Annotated in this window: 19 protein-coding genes; 5 read left to right on the top strand and 14 right to left on the bottom strand. The window is 72.8% G+C overall.

Going from position 1 to position 19,548, the window contains the following annotated elements; all coding sequences use genetic code 11:
- Positions 1–26 precede the first annotated feature (26 nt).
- Positions 27–833 (top strand): class I SAM-dependent methyltransferase, encoded by an 807-nt coding sequence (locus tag H030_RS0126720; RefSeq protein WP_027008381.1) that lies wholly within the window; start codon positions 27–29, stop codon positions 831–833.
- On the opposite strand, the gene H030_RS0126725 is transcribed toward H030_RS0126720, so the two are convergent.
- The 8 genes from H030_RS0126725 to tig all read right to left on the bottom strand — a co-directional run bounded on the left by H030_RS0126725 (position 830) and on the right by tig (position 9,345).
- Positions 830–1,105: a hypothetical protein gene (locus tag H030_RS0126725; protein WP_027008382.1), complete on the bottom strand. Its 276-nt coding sequence runs from the start codon at positions 1,103–1,105 to the stop codon at positions 830–832. The two genes, H030_RS0126720 and H030_RS0126725, sit on opposite strands and share 4 nt — an antisense overlap.
- On the bottom strand, positions 1,106–1,981 hold the full coding sequence (nudC, locus tag H030_RS0126730) for an NAD(+) diphosphatase (RefSeq protein WP_231398553.1): 876 nt from the start codon (positions 1,979–1,981) through the stop codon (positions 1,106–1,108).
- Between the two features lie 17 nt (positions 1,982–1,998).
- Positions 1,999–3,267 carry an ATP-dependent Clp protease ATP-binding subunit ClpX gene (clpX, locus tag H030_RS0126735; RefSeq protein WP_027008384.1) on the bottom strand — a complete coding sequence of 423 codons (1,269 nt, stop codon included), beginning with the start codon at positions 3,265–3,267 and terminating at the stop codon, positions 1,999–2,001.
- Positions 3,268–3,314: 47 nt separating this feature from the next.
- Positions 3,315–3,899: an ATP-dependent Clp endopeptidase proteolytic subunit ClpP gene (clpP, locus tag H030_RS0126740; RefSeq protein ID WP_027008385.1), complete on the bottom strand. Its 585-nt coding sequence runs from the start codon at positions 3,897–3,899 to the stop codon at positions 3,315–3,317.
- A gap of 183 nt (positions 3,900–4,082) precedes the next feature.
- Positions 4,083–5,543 (bottom strand): hypothetical protein, encoded by a 1,461-nt coding sequence (locus H030_RS0126745; protein WP_027008386.1) that lies wholly within the window; start codon positions 5,541–5,543, stop codon positions 4,083–4,085.
- Positions 5,540–6,889, bottom strand: a complete 1,350-nt coding sequence (locus tag H030_RS0126750; protein ID WP_027008387.1) for a hypothetical protein — start codon at positions 6,887–6,889, stop codon at positions 5,540–5,542. Before H030_RS0126750 ends, H030_RS0126745 begins: the two co-directional genes overlap by 4 nt.
- Positions 6,873–7,871, bottom strand: a complete 999-nt coding sequence (locus tag H030_RS37965; protein WP_051223808.1) for a hypothetical protein — start codon at positions 7,869–7,871, stop codon at positions 6,873–6,875. Before H030_RS37965 ends, H030_RS0126750 begins: the two co-directional genes overlap by 17 nt.
- Before the next feature lie 100 nt (positions 7,872–7,971).
- The gene (gene tig, locus H030_RS35535; RefSeq protein WP_051223809.1) at positions 7,972–9,345 is read right to left on the bottom strand and encodes a trigger factor; all 1,374 of its coding nucleotides are present in this window, start codon (positions 9,343–9,345) and stop codon (positions 7,972–7,974) included.
- 29 nt (positions 9,346–9,374) lie between these two features.
- On the opposite strand from tig, the gene H030_RS39430 reads away from it, so the two are divergent.
- Positions 9,375–9,527, top strand: coding sequence for a hypothetical protein (locus H030_RS39430; protein WP_155892299.1), 153 nt, complete (start codon positions 9,375–9,377; stop codon positions 9,525–9,527).
- A gap of 16 nt (positions 9,528–9,543) precedes the next feature.
- Here the strand turns inward: H030_RS39430 and H030_RS0126770 are convergent, their stop codons facing one another.
- The 4 genes from H030_RS0126770 to H030_RS0126785 form a co-directional block, all read right to left on the bottom strand.
- Complete coding sequence (locus tag H030_RS0126770; RefSeq protein ID WP_027008388.1) at positions 9,544–10,338, bottom strand: hypothetical protein; 795 nt, start codon at positions 10,336–10,338, stop codon at positions 9,544–9,546.
- A 138-nt stretch (positions 10,339–10,476) separates the two neighbouring features.
- The gene (locus H030_RS0126775) at positions 10,477–11,811 is read right to left on the bottom strand and encodes an adenylate/guanylate cyclase domain-containing protein (RefSeq protein WP_027008389.1); all 1,335 of its coding nucleotides are present in this window, start codon (positions 11,809–11,811) and stop codon (positions 10,477–10,479) included.
- Between the two features lie 30 nt (positions 11,812–11,841).
- Positions 11,842–12,573 (bottom strand): helix-turn-helix domain-containing protein, encoded by a 732-nt coding sequence (locus H030_RS37970; RefSeq protein WP_051223810.1) that lies wholly within the window; start codon positions 12,571–12,573, stop codon positions 11,842–11,844.
- Positions 12,574–13,336: 763 nt separating this feature from the next.
- Positions 13,337–13,633, bottom strand: coding sequence for a metal-sensitive transcriptional regulator (locus tag H030_RS0126785; protein ID WP_027008390.1), 297 nt, complete (start codon positions 13,631–13,633; stop codon positions 13,337–13,339).
- 55 nt (positions 13,634–13,688) lie between these two features.
- Between H030_RS0126785 and H030_RS0126790 the strand changes: the two genes are divergently transcribed.
- Positions 13,689–14,717, top strand: coding sequence for a dipeptidase (locus H030_RS0126790; RefSeq protein WP_027008391.1), 1,029 nt, complete (start codon positions 13,689–13,691; stop codon positions 14,715–14,717).
- On the opposite strand, the gene H030_RS35545 is transcribed toward H030_RS0126790, so the two are convergent.
- Positions 14,714–15,136: a winged helix-turn-helix transcriptional regulator gene (locus tag H030_RS35545; RefSeq protein WP_035130247.1), complete on the bottom strand. Its 423-nt coding sequence runs from the start codon at positions 15,134–15,136 to the stop codon at positions 14,714–14,716. The genes H030_RS0126790 and H030_RS35545 overlap by 4 nt on opposite strands.
- Before the next feature lie 60 nt (positions 15,137–15,196).
- Here H030_RS35545 and H030_RS0126800 point away from each other — a divergent pair, with 60 nt between their 5' ends.
- A complete protein-coding gene (locus H030_RS0126800; RefSeq protein WP_027008392.1) occupies positions 15,197–16,369 on the top strand; it encodes a thiolase family protein in 1,173 nt (390 codons plus the stop codon).
- A 61-nt stretch (positions 16,370–16,430) separates the two neighbouring features.
- The gene (locus H030_RS37975) at positions 16,431–17,219 is read left to right on the top strand and encodes a 5'/3'-nucleotidase SurE (RefSeq protein WP_051223811.1); all 789 of its coding nucleotides are present in this window, start codon (positions 16,431–16,433) and stop codon (positions 17,217–17,219) included.
- Positions 17,220–17,231: 12 nt separating this feature from the next.
- On the opposite strand, the gene H030_RS37980 is transcribed toward H030_RS37975, so the two are convergent.
- On the bottom strand, positions 17,232–19,484 hold the full coding sequence (locus H030_RS37980) for an EAL domain-containing protein (RefSeq protein ID WP_051223812.1): 2,253 nt from the start codon (positions 19,482–19,484) through the stop codon (positions 17,232–17,234).
- Between the last annotated feature and the right edge of the window lie 64 nt (positions 19,485–19,548).

Genomic DNA, 19,548 nt, shown 5'->3' on the forward strand with positions numbered 1-19,548 from the left:
GCTGAGTTGGGCAAGATCCGTCGCGGATGAACGAGGTCGCGGATCTCAAGGAGCGGATGAAGGACTTCTGGGCGCTCGGGAACTACCCGGAGGTCGCGAAGCGGTTCGTGCCGGCGGCGGAGAAGCTGGTCGCCGCGTGCGACATCGGGGTCGGCGACCGGGTGCTGGATGTCGCGGCGGGCGACGGGAACGTCGCGGTCGCCGCGGCGCAGACCGGCGCGCGGGTGACGGCGTCGGACTTCACCCCCAGGCTGCTCGCCGCGGGCCGCGAGCGGACCGAGGCGCTCGGGCTGGAGGTCCGGTGGGAGGAGGCCGACGCCGAGGCGCTGCCGTACCCGGACGGGATGTTCGACGCGGTCACGTCCGCGTTCGGGTTGATGTTCGCGCCGCGGCCGGAGGTCGCGACCGCCGAGGCGTTCCGGGTCACGGCGCCGGGCGGCGTCGTCGGTCTCACCGCCTGGACGCCGGACGGCTTCACCGGCCAGATCACGGCGCTGATGGGCGAGTACCTGCCCGTGCCGATGGGCACCGACCGCCCGATCGACTGGGGCATCGAGACGACCGTCCGCAAGCGGCTGGAGCCCCACGCCAGCGCGCTGGAGGTCACCCGCGACCGGATCGTCTGGGAGTTCGACAGCGTCCCCGCGACGCTCGCCTGGCAGGAGAGGAACTTCGGCGCGCTGATCGCAGCCCGTCACTCCCTGCCGAGCAAGGAGTACACGTCGCTCCTGACCCGCATCGCCGAGCTGATCCGCCAATGGAACCACGCAACCGACGGCTCGGTCCGCCTACCGGCGGCCTACCTCCTCGCCATCGGCCGCCACGACCGCTAGCGCTTGGCCTTCGCCTTCGACTTCGGCAGCCCGCCGCGCAGGGGCATCAGCTTGCGGCCGGCGGTGATGAGGTCCAGCCGGCGGACGATCCGGGCCAGCTCGTTGCGCTCGGACTTCGTCAGGCTCCTCGGGTTGCCGTGCGACTTCCTGACGATCCGGCTGAGCTCCCGCCGGTCGACGTCGTCGAGCAGCGACCAGTGCGTACGCAGCACCATCGCCGCCTCGATCAGCAGCATCCACGGGACGACCTTCTTGGGCACGAGCTTGGGCATCTAGCCCTGGCCTACCCAGACATCGATCAGATGACGGGCGATCGCTGTCGGCGGCGGCAGCATGAGGCCGTCGGACGGGGCGCCGTCGATCCAGGTGGAGTCGCCGGAGGCGGCCGCGGCGATCTCGTCGCGGGTGAACCAGGCAACGTCCTCGAGCTCCTCGTCGCCGCGGGAGATCGAGCCCGACGCGTAGCGCGCGTGGAAGCCGAGCATCAGCGACACCGGGAACGGCCAGGGCTGCGACGCGACGTACTGCACGTCGCGCACGACGATCCCGGACTCCTCGACCACCTCGCGTGCGACGGCGGTCTCCAGGTCCTCCCCGGGCTCGACGAACCCCGCCAGAGCGGAGTAGCGCCCGGCCGGCCAGGACGCCTGGCGGCCGAGCAGCGCACGGTCGCCGTCGGTGACGAGCATGATCACGACCGGGTCGGTGCGCGGGTGGTGCTGGTGGCCGTTCGCGCACGCCCGGACGTGCCCGGCCTCGCGCGGCTCGGTCGGAAGGCCGCAGATGCCGCAGAAGCGCGTCGCCCTCGCCCAGTTGGCCAGCGCGCTCGCGTAGGCGATCGTCCCGAGCTGGTCGGCGGGCAGCGACGCGGCGAGGTCGCGCAGGCCGGTGAGCGGGACGCCGTCTCGCTCGATCGCCCACACCGGCGCGCCGGTCGCGCCGTCGATGCCGAGGAACAGCGCCTCGCGGTCGCGCGGCGCGCCGCCGGAGGCCAGCGGCACCGGCGTCGCCGAAGCTCCACCGACCCCTACAACAACCGCAAGCGCACGCTCGTCGGCCCACGCGCCGTCCAGCCACGCGTCGTCGGTCCGGCGCACGCCGGCACGGTCCAGCGCGCCTCCGGCGAAGGCGATGGGGTCAGCGTTCACGTCGCGGCGCGCGGCGCTCAGGCCGACTCGGCCTGCGGCGTGTCGTCCTCGACCGCCTCGGTGACGAGCGTGGGCGTGATGCCCTTCTCGATCGTCTCCTTGGTCACGACGCACTTCTTCACGTCGCGCCGTGAGGGCAGCTCGAACTGCACGTCCAGCAACGTCTCTTCGATGATCGACCGCAGGCCACGCGCGCCGGTCTCGCGCTCCAACGCAAGCGAGGCGACGGAACCCAGCGCATCCTCCGAGAACACCAGCTCGATCCCGTCGAACTGGAAGAACCGCTGGAACTGCTTGACCAGCGCGTTGCGCGGCTCCGTCAGGATCGTGATCAGATCCTCACGCGACAGCTGGTGCACCGCGCTGACCACGGGCAGGCGCCCGATGAACTCCGGGATCAGCCCGTAGTTGACGAGGTCCTCGGGCAGCGTCTTCTGGAACACCTCGCCCCTGTCCTCGTCGGCCTTCGCGGTGATCGTCGCGCCGAAGCCGATGCCCTGGCTGCCGATGCGCCGCTCGATCACCTGGTCGAGGTTCGCGAACGCGCCACCGCAGATGAACAGGATGTTCGTGGTGTCGATCGACAGGAACTCCTGGTGCGGGTGCTTGCGCCCACCCTGCGGCGGGACCGAAGCGGTGGTCCCCTCCAGGATCTTCAAGAGCGCCTGCTGGACGCCCTCGCCCGACACGTCGCGCGTGATCGACGGGTTGTCCGCCTTGCGCGCGATCTTGTCGACCTCGTCGATGTAGATGATCCCGGTCTCGGCCTTCTTGACGTCGTAGTCCGCGGCCTGGATCAGCTTCAGCAGGATGTTCTCGACGTCCTCGCCGACGTAGCCGGCCTCGGTCAGCGCCGTGGCGTCGGCGATCGCGAACGGCACGTTCAGGATCCGCGCGAGCGTCTGCGCGAGCAGCGTCTTGCCGCAGCCCGTCGGGCCCAGAAGCAGGATGTTCGACTTCTGCAGCTCGATGTCGCTGTCGGCGCTCTGCATCATCTGCACGCGCTTGTAGTGGTTGTAGACCGCCACCGACAGCGTGCGCTTGGCCTCCTCCTGCCCGACGACGTACTCGTCGAGGACGGAGTAGATCTCCCGCGGCTTCGGGAGGTTGTCGAGGTCGAACGACGGCGGAGCGGTGAGCTCCTCGTCGATGATCTCGTTGCAGAGGTCGATGCACTCGTCGCAGATGTAGACGCCGGGCCCGGCGATCAGCTTCTTGACCTGCCGCTGCGACTTCCCGCAGAAGCTGCACAGCAGCTGCTCGTTGGAGTCGGTGGGACGCGCCATCTACATCCGCCTCTTCATCAGTCTCTGACAGGAAGGGTGCGCCGAGTCTAGTGCTCGGAGATCACCCGGTCGATGATCCCGTACGTCACTGCCTCGTCCGAGCTCATGAAGTAATCGCGCTCGGTGTCGCCGCGCACCTTCTCGTACGTCTGCTTCGTGTGCTTGGCGATGATGTGGTCCAGGCGCTGGCGGATGTCGATGATCTCCTTGGCGTGGATCTCGATGTCCGTGGCCTGGCCCTGGAAGCCGGAGCTGACCTGGTGGATCAGGATCTTCGCGTTCGGGAGCGCCATCCGCTTGCCGTCAGCGCCGCCGGCCAGCAGCAGCGCGCCCATGCTCATCGCGATGCCGACGCAGATCGTCTGCACGTCGGGCTTGATGAACTGCATCGTGTCGTAGATCGCCAGACCCGCGTACACGCTCCCGCCCGGGGAGTTGATGTACAGCGAGATGTCCTTGTCGGGATCCTCGGACTCCAGGTGCAGGAGCTGGGCCACGATCAGGTTGGCGATCTGGTCGTCGACCGGCGTGCCCAGGAACACGATGCGCTCGTTGAGCAGGCGGGAGTAGATGTCGAACGCACGCTCGCCGCGCGACGTCTGCTCGACGACCATCGGAACCAGTGGACTCATGTGACCTCGTGCTCGTTCTCTCTCAAGGGGGAAGATCCTTCCGCGACGGTCTCCCTTGGAGCACCGCGGAAGGTCCGTGGAGGCTAGCACTCGGCCAGGCACGTCCCCTGGCCTTCAGGTCGGTCTTGGCCGAGTGTCCTTGAGGGTTGAGGACGCTCGTTCGAGGCGCGTCGGCGCGGGCTGCTAGCAGGTGGACAGCGCGGCCCAGGCACCACGAGTGTCCAGGGGGCGGGCGCTGTTGACGGCGCGGGGGTCGGGCGCCGGCGCGTCGGTGGGCGCGAGGTGGTCGGTGAAGGCGAGCGAGCCGCGGCGCGGCGTGAGGATCACGCCGCGCGCGGGCGCGCTGCCGCCAACGCGGATCGGGCGATCCTGCGCGAGCAGGAACGCGACCTGCGGGACCGGGCGCTGCTGCGCGAGCAGGACCGGCGCGGCGGCGGCGCAGCCGCGCAGGCGCGCCCGGACCGCGGGTGAGCGGACGAGCGCGGTGAGGTCGCGCTGCTCGCGCAGTGCCGTGCCCGCGAAGCGCGCCTGGTCCCGGAGCCCGGACGCCGCGTGCGGCGCGTTGAGCGCGAGCGCCGCGACGGCGGCGACCGCGCCCGCGATGAGCGCGGCGCGCAACGCGGTGCCGCGGGACGCGGCGGCGAACGCCGTCGGCGCCCAGGCGGCGAGCAGCGCGAGCGCCGCGGACGGGAGCAAGGTGTAGCGGTAGAGCAGCGGCAGCCCCGCGATCCCGAGCGCCAGGAACGCCGCGGCGCCCGCGCCGAGCGTGGCGAGCGGGAGCAGCGCGCGCCGGGGCGCGATCCACAGCGCGGCGATCGCCGCGGCGCCGCCGAGCAGCGCGACCGCGTCGCCGAGGACGACCGTCAGGTAGTCCGGCCCGAGCCGCAGCGCGGCGCCGAAGGAGTGCGCGCGGCCGAGCGCGTCGGCGAGGTCGCGCGTCCCGTGCAGGGAGTGCAGCGGGTCGCCGGTGCAGACGAGGTCGAACAGCAGCCACGCGGCGGGTGCGGCGAGGGCGAGCGCGAAGCGCCGGCGCGACGGCGCGATCGCCGCGACCACGACCGCCAGCGCCCACGCCTCGGGGCGCAGCAGCCCGGCGGCGGTGAGCAGGATCAACGCCCGGCGGTAGCGCGCGCCGTCCGGATGCACGAGCGCGGCACCCGCGCCGAGCACGAGCGCCAGGAACGGCACGTCGGTCCCGGACTCCAGGACCGAGCCGGCCAGCAGCGGCCGCGTCAGAAGGATCGCCGCCGCCAGCGCGCCTGCGACCGGCCCGAACAGCCGCCCGCCGAGCACCGCCACGACGACCCCGCACGCGGCCAGCGCGAGCAGGCTCAGCCACGCCAACGCGGTCGCGTTCCCGACCACCGCCGCGACCCCGATCGCCAGCGGATGCGGCGTCGGGGCGAACGCCCCGCTCAGATCTGGCAGCGACCCGTGCGCGAGCGACCGTCCCCACAGCAACGACCACCACGCGTCGTAGCCCGTCTGCGGCAGCCCGAGGACGACCCGCAGAACGCCCGCCAGGACCACCGTCGCGGCCGCCGGCGCCGCGCGCCGAGCGACGGCCGCCGGCGACCCGACCGCGCCGCGCGCAGTGGCGACGCTCGGCGCAGCGACGGCGCGCGGCGCGGCGGCGGTGGTCATCGGACGCTCACCTTCGCGTGCCAGGGCTTCACGCCGGACTGGGTGAAGGCCAGGCGCAGCGTCGCGCGGGCGCGTGGGCGGCGGTGGGTGCAGTGCAGGAGGACCGTCGCGCGGCCGCCGGGGCGGACGCTGTAGGTCGCGCGGCGCAGGCCGGACGCGCGGATCGTTCCGGTGCAGCGTGGCGCGCCCGCGGGGCAGGACAGCAGCAGGCGCAGGCCGAGGCGTCCGGTGCGGCGCACGCGGGGTGAGCGCAGGACGGTCCGGCGCGGACCGGAGAGCCTCGTGGGCGATGATCCCCCGCCCCTGGCCCCGCCCGCGCCGCCGCTCGTGGCCGAGCCGCCGGGCGTGCTGTGCCGGTCCCAGACCGGCGTCGTCGCGCCCTGCGTGCCCGGCGGGCGCGGCAGCGGCGGGATCGTGTGCGCGCGCTGGTACTGCAGCAGCACGTCGTAGCCGGCGCGCGTGCTCCCGTCGAGCCCGACCAGGCCCGTGTCCATGCGACCGCCACCGGTGAAGCTGTAGATGTAGGTCCGCGGGACGATCGCGGCGTACGCGTCGGCGACCTCGAGCGCCCAGCCGATCGCCCGCGCGGCGCGGGCCTCGTCGTAGCCCATCGTCTCGACGCCGTCGCGTGTGCGGAAGCGGACGATCCCGCCGGTCTCGGTGATCCACAGCTTCGCCCCGCCGCCGATCATCGACAGCATGCCGTCGAGGTCGGCCGTCGACCCGCGGTCGGCGTCGGAGTAATCGTGCAACCCGTACAACAACGGCGGATGGCGCGCAGCGTTCTGGAACGCTCGCAGCCACTGCGCCATCCCGGGATCGCCGCCGAGCACGTCGGCGGCGACGACCTCGCAGGTCGGGCACTGGTCGACGATCGTGTCGTAGTACGCCGCCGCCCGCGCGGGGTCGCCGCGCGTCGGCTGCGTCTCGTGCGACGCCTCGTTCCAGGCCGTGAAGCTCGTGACCTGCGGCCAGCGGTTGCGGAACGCGACGAACGCGGTCCGGAAGTCCTGGACGCCCGGCAGCGTGCACGGCGCGCTCGGGCACTGGTCGCCGGAGAGGTGCTCGAACGCGACGTGGACGCTCACGCCCGCCGCCTGCGCCGCGGCCAGGTACGCGTCGGTCGCCTCCGGCTTGTCGACCGCGACGTCCCACGGCACGACCAGCCGGACGTGCGTCACGCCGAGGTCGGTGAAGCGCCAGTCGCTGAAGATCCCCGGCCGCGTGTCGCTGATCCCGACGTCGGCGCGCGCGGGCGCCGCGCAGACGCCCCACGCGCACGCCAGCAGGACCGCGGCCAGCGCCGCAAGCGCCGCGCCCGTCCGCCGGCTAATGGCGCGCGGCATGCTTCGACGCCGCCTTGTGCTTCTTGGTGGCCTTGCCGATCTTCAGCGCCTTGGCGCGGCACGCCGTGCGCTTCCTGCCCTTCTTCGCGTCGCAGACCGACAGCGCGCGGGCGCGGCGCTCGCAGAGCGTGCGCTTCGAGCCCTTCTTGTAGGTCTTGTCGCAGGTCCTCAGCGCGGTCGCCAGCTTGGCGGCGCGCTCGCACGCGACCTTCGCGCTGCCCTTCTTCGCCGCGCAGCCGACGGGCTTTCTGACCGGCGCCGGCGCGACGGTCCTGCTCCCCGCGCCCTGCGTCGTCGGGACCGTCGATGTCACGGCCGTCGTCCCGCCGCCACCGTTGTTGGTGGTGTCGGTCGTCGTGGTCGTCGTCGTCGAGGTGCCACCGCCGGCCTGCGCGACCGGCGTCAGCCACACGCTCAGCGGCGTGGACTGCGCGGTCGCGGCGCGCGTGATGCTCGTGCCCGGCTCGTAGCCCGGCGCCGTCGCCTCGGCCCGCACACGCCCGCCCGGACGGGTGAGGAAGAAGGCGAAGAAGCCGTCGGCCCCGGTCGTCCTCGGGTTCGGGCTGCCGGCCTCGGCCGCCGACAACGTGACCCACGTGGCGCCGTCGAAGAGCGAGCGCTGCAGCGTCACCGACGCGCCGGCCAGCTCGGAGACCCGCTGCGCATCGCCCCTCGAGGCGCCATGCGCAAGCGCGTCGGCGTACTTGGCCGCATCGAAGACCTGCCCGGCCGCCAGGTAGCTGCCGTGATGGCCGCCGTAGCCGTAGCCATAGCCATAGCCGCCGTACCCGTAGCCCCCGCCGTAGCCGTAGCCGTACCCATAGCCATACCCGCCGCCGCCGTAACCCCCGTAGCCGCCGCTGTGCGACGAGCGGTGCCCCGTGGCCGCCAGGGCCATGCTCGCGAGCAGGCCCAGGAGCAGTGCCGTGGCGACGGCGAGGATCAGGTGACGATGACGACGAGCGAAGCTGGACCGGAACATGTGCGGCGGCACGGTAGCACCGAACGCACAGGAACCTCATAGCAGTGAGGCGACCCCACACGATCGACCAGGTCGACCATGCGGGTCCCCTCAGGAAGCGCTACTCCGACGCGTCGTCGGAACCCGCAGCGGCGGCCGCCGGGGCGGCGCCGCCGGCGCGCTCGGCCAGCAGCTCGACGGCCTGGCGCTGGGCCAGATCCTCGATCAGCTCCTCGAGGCGCCCCTGCTGCTCCAGGCGCTTGCGCAGCTTCTCGGGCTTCGTGCCCTGCTGGATCGCCGACTCCTGCAGCGCGTCGAGGATGTCGCCATCCGACGGCTTGATGTCCTCGGCCTCGATCACGGCGGCCAGGACGGCCTCGCGGCGCAGCGCCTGCTCGGCGTCCGGGCGGGCCTCGTCGAGGATCTCCTCCTCGGACTTCTGCGCGATCCGCAGGTAGGCGTCCTTCGTGATCCCGCGGTGCGAGAGCGAGTGGAGCATCTGCTCGAACAGCTCCCTCGCGCGCGACTCGACCAGCGAGTCCGGGATCTCGACCTCGGCGCCCTCGACGACCTTGTCCAGCGCGGCCTCGCGGAACTCCGCCTCGACCTTGCGCTCGTCGGCCTCGCGCATGCGCGTGGCGATGTCCTCGCGCAGCTCGGCGAGCGTGTCGAACCCGCCGGCCTCGGTCGCGAAGTCGTCGTCGAGCTCGGGCAGCTCCTTGGCCTTGACCTCGTTGACCGTCACCTCGAACTGGGCGGGCTTGCCGGCCAGGTGCGGCGCGGAGCCGTACTCCTCGGGGAACGTGACCTCGACGACCTTCTCGTCGCCGGCCTTCAGGCCGACGAGCTGCTCCTCGAAGCCGCCGATGAACTGGTTGGAGCCGAGCTCCAGGAGGTGGTCGCGGCCCTCGCCGCCGGCGAAGTAGTCGCGCTCGCCGTCGTCGCCCTCGATCGAGCCCTTGAAGTCGATGACGACGAAGTCGCCGTTCTCGGACGCCTTCTCGGCGGTCTCCAACCGGGCGGAGCGCTCGCGCAGCTGCTCGACCTGCTCGTCGATGGCCTGCTCGTCGGCCTCCGGCTCGCGGCGCTCGACCTCGAGCTTGGAGATGTCGCCGATCGTCGCGGTCGGGCGCACGCCGATCTCGATCGTGAAGTTGAGCGGCTCGCCCTCGCCGGGCAGCGCGGAGAAGTCGAGGTCGACGTCGGGCTCGCCGACGGTCTTGATCCCGGCCCCGTCGATCGCCTCGACGTACCAGCGCGGGAGCGCGTTGCGGACGGCCTCGTCGAGGATCGCCTCGCGGCCCAGGCGCTGCACGACGACCGGCGCCGGAACCTTGCCCTTGCGGAAGCCCGGCATGCGCAGGTCGCGGCCCATCCGGCCGGCGGCCTCGGTGACGCGGCGCGCAACTTCCTGCGGCGTGACCTCCGCGGCGACTCGAACCCGGGACTCGGGGAGCTCTTCGACGGTGGTCTTGACGTTCGTTGCAGCGGCCATGTTGCCGTAACGGTAGCGTCAGAGCGCATATGGCCGCTCGCCGCCTCTCCCCTTCCACGCGCGCGCTGGCGTGGATCTACACCGGCCCGCTCGGCCACCTGTACGGCGGCCTGGCGGACTGGGGCACCCTGCTGGGCCAGGTGCTCCTCGCACGCGCGCGGACGCGCGTGCGAGGGACCTGAACCCGGAGCGCTGCGGCTAGCAGCTCACCGTGACGTGGAACGCCTTGTTGGCCAGGGCGCCCGCGTCGTCGCGGGTCGAGACGTTGATCGTCTTCCTGTCGCCCGCCAGCTCGGCCGCCGCGGCGCCGGCCGACGTGACCGTGGCCTCGGTGACCTGGATCGCGCACGCCGAGACGTCGTTGCTGGCGACCACCTGGTAGGTGCCGGTGCCCGTCGTCGTCGCCGACGCGAACCCGCGCTTGACCGTGCCGAGCGCGCCGGCGTCGGAGACGGCGGCGATCGACGTCGCGCCCTGCACGGCGGCCGTGGCCGTCGTCGCGGCATCGTCATGCGCGGCCCTGGCGATGTCGTCGGCGCCCTTGCCGTCGACCTGGTCGGCGTTCAGCCCGGTCGCGACACCCGTCGCGTTGGTCGTGAACGGCGCGGCCCTGGTGTTGCCGGAGGTGATCCGGCCGACCTCGGTGCCGCCGTTGGACGAGAACTCGAACGCGCGGCCGTCGGCCAGGTTCGAGGCGCGGACGCAGGGCTCGTTGCCCTTCTCGGAGCCGCCGAGCTTCGAGCGGCAGCCGTAGATCGCGCCGCCGCCGTTGTCGGACTTGTTGGACTGGCGGGTGCCGTAGGTGCCGTTGTTGGCGATGATCTGCGTCTCGGACGACAGCGCCGCCGAGGCGTTGGATCCGGGGTTGCGCTTGCCCAGCAGCAGCGTCCTGCCTTCACCGGTCGCGAACGAGACCGACGACGCGAGCAGGCCGATGACGATCGCCGCGGACAGCACGATCGCCCCCTTGGAGTGGAACAGCTTGCGGAACATGGGTGGGAGCCTCCCTGTTGGTTTCCCTTTCCAAGGACAACATGTTCCGGAGGGTCAAGGTTGCGGTCGCATGTCAGCGCATGCTGCGCTGCACCCGCGCTTGCATCCGGCGCGGGACCGCATCCTGCTGATGATCGATCAGCGTCGCAGAGCGAAGATCGGCCACGGCCCCGGGACGCCCCGGAGGGCGTGTGCGCCCAGCGGCTCGAACGTCAGCCCGGAGCCGACGACGGTCCCGTAGCTGGTCCCGGAGACCAGCACCTGCCCCGGACCCGCCATGTCGCACACGCGCGCGGCGATGTGCACGGCCATCCCGCCGACGTCGCCGCCGATCAGCTCGCACTCCCCCGTGTGCAGCCCGGCGCGCAGCTCGATCCCCAGCCCGCGCACCGCGGCCAGGACCGTCCGGGCGCAGCGCAGCCCGTCTGACGGCGGCCCCTCGAACGCGGCCATGTAGCCGTCGCCGAGCGTCTTGACCTGGCGCCCGCCGTAGCGCTCCACCTCGCGGTGGATCGCGGCGTCGTGGGCGGACAGGAGGTCGCGCCAGCGCGCGTCGCCCATCCGCGCAGCGTGGCCGGTCGCGTCGACGATGTCGGTGAACAGGATCGTCATCAGCCGCCGCTGCAGCCCCGACGTCGTCGTGCGCGAGCCGGTCAGGAACTCCTCCAGCTCGCCGAGCAGCGCCTCGCTGTCGCCGACCATCGGCAGCGAGTCCTCGCCGGGCAGCTCGACCAACCGCGCGCCCGGGATCAGCCGCGCCGCCATCCGCGAGTGGCCGACGTCGATCATCCTGTCGCCGGTCCGGTGCAGGATCAGCGTCGGGACGCGCAGCTGGGGCAGGTGGTGGCGGACGTCGACGCCGTCGAGGTTGGCGCTGAGGCGCAGGAAGCCCTGCGGCGTCGCGGACTGGCGCTCGTAGCGGCCCATCCACTCGCGCATCCGCTCGTCGCCTTCGAGCGACGGCGCGAGGCGCCCGAGGTTCGCGCCCGTCCCCCACGTGTCGCGCAGCCTCGCCAGCCGCTCCGCGCGGTCGTGCGGCGCCTCGATCCACGGCGCGTCCTGCTCGCGCGCGGTCGCGATCACCGAGGCGTACAGGACGAGCGCCAGCGTCCGGTCCGGGCGCGTCGCCGCGTACTCGATCGCCAGCGGCCCGCCGGCCGCGTAGGACTGCAGGACCACGCGATCGCAGCCGGCGTCGTCGAGGACCGCGTCGAGGTCGGCGACCTCCTGCTCCAGCGTGATCGTCCCGTGGTGGCGGTCGCTCAGCCCCACGCCGCGCCGGTCGACCAGGATCACCCTGGCGATCGAGCCGAGCCGCTCCCACCACCGCCGCAGCCCCGGCTCCTCCATCAGCACCTCGATGTGCGAGGTGACGCCGTTCAAGAACACCATGTCGACCGGGCCGTCGCCGAGCAGCCGGTACGCGATGCTCGCGTCGCCGGATTGGGCCCATCGGACGCGGCCTTCTTCCATGGTCTGCCGGAGCCTATCCGGCGGGCGGCGCTAGGCCGGCGAGAGCAGGCGCTCGGTGACCGGGTCCACGAGGTGGGCCGGGTCGCCGCGCAGGAGCCAGCCGTCCTCGGTGCGCTCCAGCAGGTGGTCGCGCGAGAGGTCGCCCAGCGCGGACGTGACCGACGGGCGGCGGGCGCCGACGAGGCGGGCCAGCGCCGAGTGGGTCAGGCCCATCGGGACCAGGACGCCGTCGGGCGTGACGCGGCCCCAGCGCTCGGCCAGCGCCCAGAGCGCGAGCAGCAGCCGGTCCTCCAGGCGCACGAGCTGGTTGACGACGAGCCGGACCGCCAGGCCGCGGTGGCGGCGCGCCGTGCGGGCGAAGAGCGCATCGACGACCGGCGGGAAGCGCACCACGAGGTGCAGGAAGCGCTCGTCGAGGACCGCGAGGCGCAGCGGCTCCAGGACCGTCCAGCGCGCGACGAGCGGCAGCTCGGACGCGGCGGCGTCGGTGTCCCACGGCCGCAGGATGTCGCCGAAGCCGAGCACCTCGGTCGAGGCGCGGCGGCCGAGGTCGAGGTCGCGCAGCAGCAGGCCATCGAGGATCAGCAGGCCCAGCGGCGTGCCGGCGGGATCGATCGCGCCGGCCGCGTCCCAGCGACCGGTCGGGACGCGGAGCGTCTCGGCGACGAGCTGGTGCAGCGCGCGCTGCTGGTCCTCGGGCGCGAGTCGATCCCCGAGTTCCGGGTCGAGATCGAGCAGGCGGACGAGGTCGTGGGCAGCCACTGCCCGCGCCAGGCTTCCCGCCAGGTGTCCGCGCTAATCCCTCTGGACGTTGGTTCGAGGGCTGACCGGGTAGCCGAGCCGCGATGTCGCCGCTGCCACCTTCCGGACCGAATCCCGGTCCATCGCCGACCCCGGCGCCCGCGCCCACGCCCACGCCCACGCCCACGCCGCCGGGTGCGCCGACGCCGCAGCCGGGACCGCCGCCGGGTCCTCCGGGGCCGGGGCCGCAGATCTGATCTGGCCGCGGGGTGTTGGTGGCGCTCCGGCGCGGCGGTGGGTGGCGTTCAGCGCGGCCGTGTCGCTGGTGGTGCGGGGCGTAGCTTGGAGGGCATCGATGGGAGAAGGCGTTGGCGGTCGCGCCGCCGCTGGCGGTGTGGCTCGGCGTGGGGGCGGTGCGGGCGGGTCTCCTGGGCCTCGCGTAGGGCTCCGGGCGCCGTTCGGGCCCGAACCCAAGCGTCAACGGTGCACAGTGGTTCGCATAGAGCCCAAATGCACCGTTGACCCCCTCAACGGCAGTCCGGCGTCCCATACGAACACCAAACTGCCGCCGACCAACCCGTTCGGCCCCGAACCCCGCCCCCAGTCCCGGCGAGCAGCCCAGCCACACCACCAACGCTGGCGCCGCCTCCAGCGCAGCTCGCCATCGATGCCCTCCCAACCAACGCTCCAAGCCGCCAGCAACACGGCCGCGCTGAACACCACCCACCGCCGCGCCGCACCACCACCCACGCCCCGCGCAGAACAGCGAAGCGAAGCCTCCGCCCTACCCCCGCCGCATCAACCGCCCCACGGCCGCCATCAACTCCTCCGTCTTCTCGGCCTTCGCCCCCTCGTCGGGCGCGCCCATCACGCAGTGGTTGGCGTGCTGGTCGAGCAGCCCGAGCGCGACCTTGTCGAGCGCGGCCTGCACCGCGCTGATCTGGGTGAGGACGTCGATGCAGTAGCGCTCGTCCTCCACCATCCCCTCGATGCCGCGGACCTGGCCCTCGACGCGCCGCAGGCGCTTGAGCAGCTGGTCCTTGGTGGCGGAGTAGCCACGGGTTGCCGGAGCGTCAGCCATAGGTCACCCAGGATACCGCCCCGGGGTACTCGGACCATTAGGGTCCCGCGCTCCGATGCAGCCGATCTTCGACGGCCACCACGACGCGCTCACGCGCGCCGACCACGCGAACCTGGTGACCGGCCGCGACGGCGGTCACCTCGACCTGCCGCGCGCGGCGGCCGGCGGGCTGGTCGCCTCGATGTGGGCGATCTTCTGCTCGGGCCCGGGCGGCGTCGACCTCGACTTCGAGGCGGCTCCCGGCGGCGGCTACGACATCCCGCTCGATCCCGAGGTCCCGCACGACTTCGCCGCCGCCGAGGCGACCGCCGCGGCCGGGCGCCTGCTCGCGCTGGAGCGCGCCGGCCACCTGCGCGTCGCGCGCAGCGTCGCCGACCTCGACGCCGCCGCCGACGGGAGCGGCCCGCACGCCGCGGTCATGCACCTCGAGGGTGCCGAGCCGCTGGACATTTCGCTCGAAGCGCTCGACGCCTGGCACGCCATGGGCCTGCGCTCGGTCGGCCCCGTCTGGAGCCGCCCCAACCGCTTCGGGAACGGCGTCCCGTTCAGGTTCCCGCACTCGCCCGACACCGGCGAGGGCCTGACCGACGCAGGCCGCGCGCTGGTCAGGAAGCTCAACGCCTACAACATGGTCGTCGACCTGTCGCACTTGAACACGCGCGGCTTCTGGGACGTCGCCGGGATCACCGACGCGCCGCTGATCGCCACCCACTGCGGCGCCCACGCGGTCGCACCCGCCTCGCGCAACCTCACCGACGACCAGCTCGACGAGATCGGCAGGACCAACGGGTTGGTCGGCATCCCCTACATCGTGGACTTCCTGCGCCCCGACGGGAAGCTCGACGCCGACACGCCGCTGACCCAGGTCGTCGCCCACGTCCGCCACGTCGCCGACCGCATCGGCGCCGGCCACGTCGCACTCGGCTCCGACTTCGACGGCGGCGTGATCCCGCAGGAGCTCGGCGACGTCGCCGGACTCCCGAAGCTCCTCGACGCGCTGCGCGCCGGCGGCTTCACCGAGGCCGAGGTCGCCGGCATCGCCTGGAACAACTGGCGCCGCGTGCTCGCGGCGACCTGGGCCTAGCGCAGCTCCTCGCCGCACACGCGGCACGTGAACCTCGACACCGGATCGACCTGGTGGTCGTGGTGCGGGAAGCGGTGCGTGCAGCCGTCGTCGATCTCGGCGTACGACCACTCCTGGATCGCCATCAGCACCGGCGACAGCGCGCGCCCGCGCTTGGTCAGGTGGTACTCGTCGCGCGGCGGGCGCTCGCTGTACGGGCGTCGCTCCAGGATCCCCGCCTCCACCAGCGACCGCAGGCGCGCGCTGAGGATGTCGCGCGGCGCGCCGGTCGCGCGCTGGATCTGCGAGAAGCGGTGGTTGCCCCAGAACATCTCGCGCACGACCAGCAGCGCCCAGCGCTCGCCGATCAGCTCCAGCGCGTCGGCGATGGCGCACGGCCGCGGCTCGGCGACGGCGGTCGGTTCGGTTTCCGGACTCACTCTTGCTAGGCTACCGCCGGTCGCACCTCAGTTGGATTTTCAAACCATGGAGGAACACCGATGCGCGAAGCCGTGATCGTCGATGCCGTCCGGACCCCGATCGGACGGGGCAAGGCCGGCAAGGGCGCGCTGAACCCCGTCCACCCCGTCGACCTGCTCGCCCACTCGCTGCGCGCGCTCGTCGAGCGCACCGGGATCGACCCGACCCGGATCGACGACGTGATCGGCGGCTGCGTCGACCAGGTCGCCGAGCAGGCGATGAACACCACGCGCTACGCGGTCCTCGCCGCGGGCCTGCCGGAGTCGGTCCCGGCCACGACCGTCGACCGCCAGTGCGGCAGCTCGCAGCAGGCGGTCCACTTCGCCGCCCAGGGCGTCATCTCCGGCGCCTACGACGCGGTGATCGCGTGCGGCGTCGAGTCGATGAGCCGCGTCCCGATGTGGTCCAACGTCCCGCCCGGCGCCGACCCGTTCGGCCCCGGCGTCGCGGCGCGCTACCCGGACGGCCTCGTGCCCCAGGGCGTCAGCGCCGAGCTGATCGCCGCCAAGTGGGAGCTGCCGCGCTCCGACCTCGACCGCTTCTCGCTCGAGTCCCACCAGCGCGCGGCGGCCGCGACCGAGGCCGGCAAGTTCGCCGACGAGGTCGTCCCGATCGGCGACGTCGCGACCGACGAGTCGATCCGCCCCGGCACGACGCTGGAGGCGCTCGCCGGCCTCAAGCCCGCCTTCGAGGATCCCGCGATGGGCGCGCGCTTCCCGCAGATCGACTGGCGCGTGACCGCGGGCAACTCGTCGCCGACCAATGACGGCAGCGCCGCGGTCCTGGTCACCACGCCCGAGATGGCACGCGAGCTCGGCCTCACGCCCAAGGCCAAGTTGAAGGCCTTCTCCGTCGTCGGCGACGACCCGCTCTACATGCTCACCGGGGTCATCCCGGCCACAGCGAAAGTGCTGGAGAAGGCTGACCTCTCGCTGGACGACATCGACCTCTTCGAGGTCAACGAGGCGTTCGCCTCGGTCGTCCTGGCCTGGCAGCGCGAGACCGGCGCGGACCTGAGCAAGGTCAACGTCAACGGCGGCGCGATCGCCCTCGGCCACCCGCTCGGCGCGTCCGGCGCGCGGATCACCGCGACGCTCGTCAACGCGATGGCCCAGAACGGCGCCCGCTACGCGCTGCAGACGATGTGCGAGGCCGGCGGCCTCGCGAACGCGATGGTGCTCGAAGCGGTCTAACGCCACGGCAACATCTCGTTGACAGCGGCGGCGCGCCAGGCCAATACCTTGCGCGCCGCCTATGAACCTCCGCCGTACCTCCACCGCCGTCCTGGCCCTCGCCGCCGTCGCCGCCGCGCCGGCCGCCGCCCAGGCCAAGACCACCAAGAACGTCAAGCCGCTGCGCGTCCTCGTCTCCAACGACGACGGCGTCAGGGCGCCGGGCATCGACGCGCTCGTCACCGCGCTGCGCAAGCTGCCGAAGGTCACCGTGACCGTCGTCGCGCCCGCCGCGAACCAGTCCGGCACCGGCGGCAAGACCACGCCCGGCGCGCTGACCGCGACCAAGACCACCACCAAGTCCGGCTACCCGGCGATCGCCGTCAAGGGCTTCCCGGCCGACTCGGTGAACTACGCGTTCAGCAAGGTCATCAAGAAGTCCAAGGTCGACCTCGTCATCGCCGGGATCAACGCGGGCGCGAACCTCGGCCCGTTCGTCGACCTCTCCGGCACCGTCGGCGCCGCCCGCGCGGGCGCGGCCCACGGCGTCGCGGCGCTCGCGACCTCCGCGGGCACGCCGACCATCACGAACTTCGCCGACGCCGCCAAGCAGACGACCGCGTGGGTCACGGCCAACCGGACCAGGTTGAAGGCCTCGACGGTCCAGAACCTCAACATCCCGCAGTGCTCGGCCGGCCACGCCCGCGGCACGACGCCCGCGACGAGCACCGCCCAGACGCCCGCGAACGCCAACGTCTTCGCGACCGTCGACTGCACGCAGAGCACCGCCGCGTCCAGGGACGAGATCACGTCCTTCCTCGCCGGCTTCGCGACGCTGACGAAGATCCCGGCGAAGCCCGCCGCCGCGTAGCCAGTCCTACAACTACGCAGCGCTGCCGACCGCGCCGCCCAGGCGCGCGTCCAGCTCGGCCACCGCGGCCCGGATGTCCTCGGGCCGCGTCGGCCGGGCGTACAGGAAGCCCTGGCCGAAGTCGCAGCCCAGCGCCTCGACGACCTGCGACTGCGCCTCGGTCTCGACGCCCTCGGCGACGACGCCGAAGCGCAGCGTCCGCGCCATGTCGCAGACCGCACGCACGATCGCCGCGGCCTCGCGCGAGGACGCAAGCGACGTGATGAACTGGCGGTCGAGCTTCAGCGCGTTGAGCGGCAGGTCGCGCAGGCAGGCCAGCGACGACTGCCCGACGCCGAAGTCGTCCAGGGCGATCCGGACCCCGTGGTCGTTGAGCGCGTCGAGCGTCGCGTTGGCGACGTCCGGGTCCTCCATCACGGCCGACTCGGTGACCTCGACGATCAGCCGGTCGGGCGCGAGCGCCAGCTCGTCGAGCAGCGCGAAGATCTCGTCGGCCAGCCCCGGGCGCGACAGCTGCACGCGCGACACGTTGACCGACATCCCCATCTTGGTCGCGAACCCGGAATCGTGCCAGCGGCGCAGCTGGGTCAGCGCCTCGCGCATGACCCACTGGCCCAGCGGCTCGATCAGCCCGTGCTGCTCGGCGAGCGGGATGAAGCGCCCGGGCCCGATCTCGCCGCGCTCGGGATGGGTCCAGCGCACGAGCGCCTCGAAGCCGGACGCCTGGCGGCGGCCGAGGTGGACCAGCGGCTGGTACTCGAGCCGCAGCTGGCCGTTCTCGATCGCCTCGCGCAGGTCGTTGGTCAGCGCGATCCGCTCGACGGTCTCGGCGCGCATCGCGTCGTCGAACAGCTCGGAGCGCCCGCCGCCCGCGCGCTTGGCGCGGTACATGGCGACGCCGGCGTCGCGCAGCAGGTCCTCGCTCTCGTCCGACGCGGTCGGCGCGGCGAGCGCGATCCCGATCGACGCGCTCAGCCGCAGCGTGGCGCCGGAGAGCTCCACCGGCTCGCCGACGACGGCGAGCAGCCGCTCGGCGACCCTGACCGACTCGGCCGGGTCCTCCAGCCCCTCCAGCAGGATCGCGTACTCGTCGCCGCCGAGGCGCGCGAGCGTGTCGGACGGCCGCAGCGCCTCGCTCAACCGCGGCGCCAAGGCCCGCAGGAGCGCGTCGCCGGCGACGTGGCCGAGCGAGTCGTTGACGCCCTTGAAGTCGTCGAGGTCGAAGTGCAGGACCGCGACCCAGCGCGCCTCGCGGCGGCGCCGCGCCAGCGCGAGCCGCAGCCGGTCGAGCAGCAGCGCCCGGTTGGGCAGCTGCGTCAGGGGATCATGGAGGGCTTGGTGGCGCAGCCCGCGCTCGGCGGCGAGGCGGCGCAGCGCGCCGGTCAGCACGTTGGCGACCGACTGCAGGAACGCGAGGTCGTCGTCGTCGAACTTGCGCGGCGCGGTCGCGTACATGCCGAGCACGCCGAACGGCGCCTCGTCCTCGCCCGCGACCGGGACGACCATGCCGGAGGCCAGCCCGCGCGCCCGCAGCGCCCTGACGTCGAAGCGCGTCTCGTTCGCGACGTCGCGGACGACGACCGGCGCGCTGCGCTCCAGCGTGCAGCGCGAGTGCTGGATGTCGAGCCGCGCGGCGGCGGACTCGCCGGGGTCGTCGGCGTGGGCGCCCGCGAGGTGGCGCGGTGCGGCGCTGCCGGGCTCGACGGCCGACAGGCCGGCGAGCGAGACGTCCAAGGTGTTGGTGATCGCCCGGACCGTCGCGCTGGCGAGCGCGTCGAAGTCCTGCTCGATCAGCGCGAGCTGCGACAGGCGCGCGAGCGCGGTCTGCTGCCCGGCGCGGCGAGCCGCGCGCTCCTCGGCGACCCTGCGGCCGCTGACGTCCTGGAGCTGGCCGATCGTGTACATCGGGTTGCCGTCGTGGTCGCGGACCAGCGCCATCGTCGTCTCGCCCCAGATCACGTGGCCGGCGGCGTGGCGGTACGGGCGGTCGAACTGGTAGCGCTCGATCTGGCCGGTGCGCAGGTGCTCCCAGCTCTGCGAGATCGCCTCGCCGTCGGGGTGGTGGACGAGCGCCATGCCGCCTTCGATCAGCTGCTCGGACGAGTAGCCGAGCAGCTCGGTCAGCGCGCGGTTGACCCGCAGGAAGGAGCCGTCGAGCCCGACGATGGCCATGCTGATGCCGGCCTCCTCGAACGCGATGCGGAAGCGGGCTTCGGCCTCCTGCAGCGTCGCAGGGTCGTGCGGCTCTGTGCGGACGTGATCCACCAGACGTGGTATTCGGTCGCTCCAGGGTCGTCCTGAAGCGACCGGTCCGCCCCGAACGTCCAGT

It is taken from the genome of Conexibacter woesei Iso977N (assembly GCF_000424625.1).
In the GTDB taxonomy this organism is placed as follows: domain Bacteria; phylum Actinomycetota; class Thermoleophilia; order Solirubrobacterales; family Solirubrobacteraceae; genus Baekduia; species Baekduia woesei_A.